Origin of the sequence: Rhodopirellula maiorica SM1 (assembly GCF_000346295.1) — a bacterium.
Taxonomy (GTDB): Bacteria; Planctomycetota; Planctomycetia; order Pirellulales; family Pirellulaceae; genus Novipirellula; species Novipirellula maiorica.
Window position 1 is genome coordinate 1 of record NZ_ANOG01000888.1, and the last position, 5,977, is coordinate 5,977.

Sequence of the window (5,977 nt, forward strand, 5' to 3'; positions counted from 1 at the left end):
TTTCCAGTTTGAAGTTGTGGACGCCATCAGGGAACGGCGTGCCGGTGGGATCGTTCAAGACTTGGCTAACCGTTCGCGTCAATGTTCCAAGCGTTGTGAACGCGTTTCCAAATTCGGCGAATGAATCGTAGACAAGTACTTCGCCGTTTCCGTCACCCACTCGCCAGTACAGTCGATAGATCACATCGTTTGGCAGCGGATTGCCGTTTCCGTTGACGGTGTCATCGCCAACCATCTCGAACTGCAGCAAATTTTGACCGGTGATGTTGTCATCGGTGCTGTGGCCGTCATCGTTGATCAAGTCCAAGTACGGCGTGTTGGGTAGGACCGCATCGACATTGATTACAAGGGCTTCGCTTGCTGCATTGATGTTACCCGCGACGTCCTCCAGTACGACGGTTAACGAATGTGTTCCGGTGTCCAACGGTTCGGTGGTGATCTGCCAGTTACCTTCGGTCGTCGCGACACCCTGACCGACTAATTCGGTGCCTGAGAAAACACGAACCTTAGTGTTCGGTTCTACCGTCGTGCCGGCAGGATTTGCCAACGCCACTGCTTGAATGTGGGTAACATCGTCGTTGTCGAACATTCCCGTGTCAGCGATGCTCAACAAGTCCGGAGCGGCCGCAACGGCGGGAGCTGTCGTATCCACTGTAAACAAGAAGGCGCCGCTTTGCGGGCTGCGGCCAACAACGCCCGCTGCGTCTTGGATGCGTGTCCACGATTGCACCAAATAAACGTCATCGCCCAATGCGGTTGACGTCGCATTCCAGAGTGTCGGATTCGCAGCATTGACGAGGTTCGCTTCGACGGTAGTGACCGTCCCCGTGGTGGTCGAGGTAAAGCTGAGGATAACCTCGGCGCCGGCGACGGCCGTCCCTTGGTCGATAGGAATATTCATCGCAGCGAAATCAGCCAAGTCATCCTGGATGACAAGCGTCGGGGTATTGTCATTGGTGAGGTTGTCGTTGTTGAACATTCCCGAGTCGCTTGCCGAACTCAGGAACGGCGTGGCAGGGATCGGGGCTGCAAAGTTCTCGATCTCAAGATCGTAGCGGTTCTGGTCACCATCGGCCGATGTGACTTGTACGAAATACTTTTGTTGGGCAACGACCGGAACGACAAGCTGTTGCCCGCCTGCGACGGCGGCTCCCGCAACAATCAATGTTCCCGTTGAATCAAACAAGTTGATAACGACGTCGCCACCATCGCCGTCTAAAGGAACTCCGTCAGCGGCGAAGTGGGCGTTGACAATCAATTTTCCGGTGTCATGGGCGGTGACCTGGTACCAGTCGTCGTTGACCACACCTGCGGCGCCGCCGGATGGCATTTGTGTCGCATGCAGTGTTGCTCGCATGACCGTGATTGCCGGTTCGCTGCCAAGTACTTTTGCGGTGGCGAACGTGTCATTGGGTTCAAATTCGTCCGGCAATAGTAAGTCGATGCCATCAACTTGCAGCAATTCGAATTCATCAAAACTGATCGTCTGGTTCGGCTGTACTAGCACACCACCAGAGTCTGCTTCGGGTCCGGGCTGGAAGTCAAAGGGAGCTCCGCTAAGGATGACGTTTAGCGTATCGCCGGTTCCTTGCAACACTCCGATCGGGTTACCACCGAAGACGTTGTAATCGAGACCGCCCGCTGGATCGGTTGTCACGTTGACAATATCGGTACCGTCGCCCGCTTCGATTCGAACTTGCTCGATGCCGGCAATGGTGTTGGCCCCAGCGGATAAGCCGCCGGTGATCGTGAAGACGCCGCCGGCGTGGACAGTGGAAATGGTTTCGCCCGCGGAGGTTCCACTCACAAGAATCGTATCCGCCCCAGCACCACCGTCGATTGTATTGTTGCCACCACGTGCGTCGATTGTGTCGTCACCGTCACCGCCATTGATGGTGTCGTCGCCGAGCCCACCAATCAGGATGTCATTTCCGGCACCGCCGTTAAGAATCGCATCCGCAGACAAAAAGTCATCGCCGCTGCCGCCGTTTAAGACAATGGAGATAGCGTCCTCGACACCGGATTCCGCTTTGATGACATCGTCACCGCCCTGGCCATGGCCGAACAAGGTGTCGTCGCCCGCACCGGCCGCTCCAACGCGAATACTGAAGTCGAATCCCGCGACGTCAACAGCGCCGTTGACGAGCGAGACATGCACATCGTCGGCGGTTTGTTGGCCATGGAACTCGACGTTGTCCGCTGCACCGTCTGCGTCTCCTAAATCAACGTAAACACTGCGAACCGACGTCGCTGCCAAATCGGTGCCCAATTGGATCGCGTCGCCGTTGGCGGATACTACGTCGGTTTGGTTGTTTAGCACAACTTGATCTGCACCGGCACCTGCCTCGACGTACACATTCTCGACCTCGCCCATATTCAAGAAGACTGCTGCAGTGTCTTGTCCACTCGAATTGAGCACAAAGATCGAACGGGCGGCGTTTTGAATCGTTCCGGGAACAAACACATTCGGTGCGGGGTTCACTGTTGCTCCGAAGCGTCCACCGCCTATTAGTTCCAAGCGATTGTCGCCGCCCAAGGCGTCGAACAGCATTTCGTCCTCGCCGTCGCCCCCTTCCATCAGGTCACTGCCGTCTCCGGCGACCCAAACGAGTTGGTCGCTGCCGGCACCGCCGAAGAAGAAATCTTGGCCGCGGCCCCCTTCCAACCGGTCGTCACCATCGCCGCCTTCGAGCACATCGCCGAGCGCCGACCCCGTCGGCGAGTCGCCACCGATCAAATTGTCGTTGCCTGATCCACCAATCAGATACAGTTGGACGTTATCGTCAGCGACACCTGATGCATCGACGACGTCGTTGCCCTCGCCAGCGTCGACCGTAGCGTTGATGGTCAAACCAGTCAGCGTTACGTTATCGCCACCGCCAAAGGTCAGCAATTTCAAACTTTCGATCGCATCGGCGTCGGCGGTGTCGAAGGTGACCTCGCTTCCATCGACCGTCAGGGTGGTTGCCGTGCTGGTAATAACATTGGCGAAGTCGTCACCCAAAACGTTCAGCGTATCGTTACCGTCGGCGCCGCCGTTAAAGGTAATGCTAGTCGCGTCGTCGTAAGTGAACGAAACGTTGGATGTCCGATTGTGAGTGAATCGTCCGTTATTGGCATTACCGAGTGGCGTGACATCGTAAATGTCGTCGTCTGCGGTACCGGCAACGGTCATTGCAGCATTGGCATCAATATTGACCTGTTCTACCCCCGTAAACGATACAGGGTTAAACGCAGCTTCCGTAATCGTTTGGGCGTTCAAGTCGACCGTCACTTCGCCGACACCGCTACCGACGAAGTTCAGCACGTCGCTTCCGCTATCTGGATTGCCGGCTTGGATCTCGACGCCCGTTTCAATCGGGTGATCGCCTTGCACGTCAAAAGTGTCATCCCCGTCACGGCCAATCAGTCGCAGGAATGTGACGCTGTCCGTGGAAATCGGCAACGTTACGTCTACGCCGAAGGCCGGCTTTTGCATCCGTACCGTGCCGGTGCTGTTCAGGCTGAACAGATCGTCGTTGTCGGTACCGATGATGTCCAGTCCGTCGCTCCGACCGCCACCCGAGTTGACAAAGGCCAAGCTGCCTCCGCCGTCGACATTTTGAAACTCCACAGGCAGCAGCGGATTTCCGGCGAATTCATCGGCCGTAATCGTACCCGAGTCAACGTTCACACCGGGACTGTAGGTAATTTCCGCGCCAAAGCCGGGACTGGTGTAAGTCAAAGCATCGTTACCGCCCTGCCCGTCGATGATCAGGTGTTCGGTCGTGGTCACCACCACCGGCACCGGCTGAGCCCCCGTGATTCGTGCACCATCGGAGGTGAGTTGATCGACCACGATCGTGTCTTGCGCTGCCGTGCCATTGACCACCACGGTATCGCTTGCGGTGGGATCGCCACCGGCGACGTTGATTACACCGAGCTCATCGGGTGTGACAGGGTTATTCAAGTTGATCTCATCGCTGCCTGCACCGGCATCGATGTTCAAGACTTCGAAATTAGCGAACTCGAGCGATTCGAATCCGTCGACGGTGACTAACCCCGTAAGTGCGCCGGCAAACACGGGATCAACCGGATCGTTGCTGTTGGGGCCTTCGACATAGTTGATTGAATTCTGTCCTTGCAGTGCCTGAGGGAAGCCCACGCCCAACGGTGCCGAAGCAACATTCAAGATGTTGTTGCCGCCTGCTGGTGCAATCACCTGAATCGGTTCGAGTCCGAAGAACTCGACCTTCTGGGTGATTTGATTGTTCTCTTGGAATACCGCTCCGGCATCGACGGTCGAACCGGGGTTGTACGTGGTTGTTACCGGTGTTGAACCGCCAAGGATCAGCTTGTCAAATCCGCCCGGTGTTGGGAATGAAGCCGGGCCGCCTGTGCCATCGCCATCAAACACGATCCTGGTGCCAATCAACCCATTGCTGTTGTCGATGACCAGGGTATCGTCATCCGCACTGCCGCGAATCACGATTAGTCCGGTCGTCGCTTTGGGGAAGGTTTGCGTTAACAACTGCGAGTTGACGAAGACCAAGACATTGCCGGTCAATCCATTAGGGTCATTGACGATCCGAAATTCATCTGGATTTCCGTCGCCCGCTTGCCCCGTCAATGGTGCGTCGTTCGCCGTGACCACAAATCCATCCAAATCAGCTTCGACCGCACCGATGTCATCTTGCGATCCCTGAGGCCGTGTGAAATCGCGTTGATCGTCCGTCAACGTAGTCACGCCGTTGCCGATCGCCGGACTGCCAGCACCCGGAAAATGGGTCAATGTAGGTCCACCATTGCCGGTCAGCGGAAGTAGCAGTGCATCGCCGCCGAAGATCGTGTTGACCGTGAATCCAGTCAGCACACCATTATCGGGATCGCCGATCAGATTGAAGTCGTTGCTGTTGATCGCACCGCTGAGGTTTTCCTCAACGCCGCTGCCAGGGTTCTGGGCGACGATCGTATTTTCAAGCGTGACACCACCGGTGCCTCCAGCAATACCACTACCGACGTCTGTAGATGCATCGTTGAGTGTGATCGTGACACTATCAGTCGTGATCGTACCACCGTCGGTATTGAAGATACCGCCACCATCACTGCCGGTCGCCGTATTCCCCGAGATCGTGGTGTTGGTCAGCGTAAAGGTTCCCACAGCGGAGTTCCACAGACCTCCACCTTCGATTGACGTGTTGTCATGTATTGTGCTGCCGTCGATGCTGACATTGCCGCCGCCAGTGATGTGAATACCGCCACCTCGACCCGGTGCGTTTCCAGCGTCGTTCATGTGAATGGTCGAATCGACGATACTGATCGAACCGACGTTGTTTTCGATACCACCACCGGCACGAACCGAAGTGTTGGCTCGGAGCAACGAATTATCAATGGTGATCGTGCCGCCGACGTTATTGAGAATACCGCCGCCACTGCCGGCTGTCCCGTCGGCTACGTTGTTCGTGATCTGACTGTTGTCGATATCAACGATTCCACCGTTGTTGAAGATTCCGCCACCGCCATCATCGCTGTTCGGACCGCTGGCCGTGTTACCGGAGATTGAGGAATTCACGACGGTCAGCGTGCCCGCGTCGTTCCACAGGCCCCCCCCTTCGTTGGCAGCGAAATTTCCTTCGACAGACGAGGCATCGATCGTTGCATTGCCGTCTCCGGTGATATGCAAGCCACCGCCGTTGCCCGGCGCGGCGACTGCCGGCGCGCCTCCGGCATTGTTGTTGATTAGCCGGCTGTCCGTCACAAAGGTCGTCGTTCCGGCAGTCGCTTCGATACCGCCACCGGCGCGATTGGCGACATTGGAGTCGATGAGTGAACTTAAGAGGTTCACTACTCCCGATGCGTCGTTGAGAATCCCGCCACCACTGCCGCTGGTTCCGTCGGCAGTGTTGTTGGAGATCGTGGAGAAATTGACGTTAACCGCCCCACCCGCATTGAAGATACCGCCGCCGCCTTGATCGCTACCATCACCACTGGCGGTGTT

1 protein-coding gene is annotated in these 5,977 nt (G+C 56.6%); it reads right to left on the reverse strand.

Going from position 1 to position 5,977, the window contains the following annotated elements; translation table 11 throughout:
- The coding region (locus tag RMSM_RS41410; protein WP_008705233.1) for a choice-of-anchor Q domain-containing protein at positions 1-5,977 on the reverse strand (5,977 nt) is incomplete at both ends.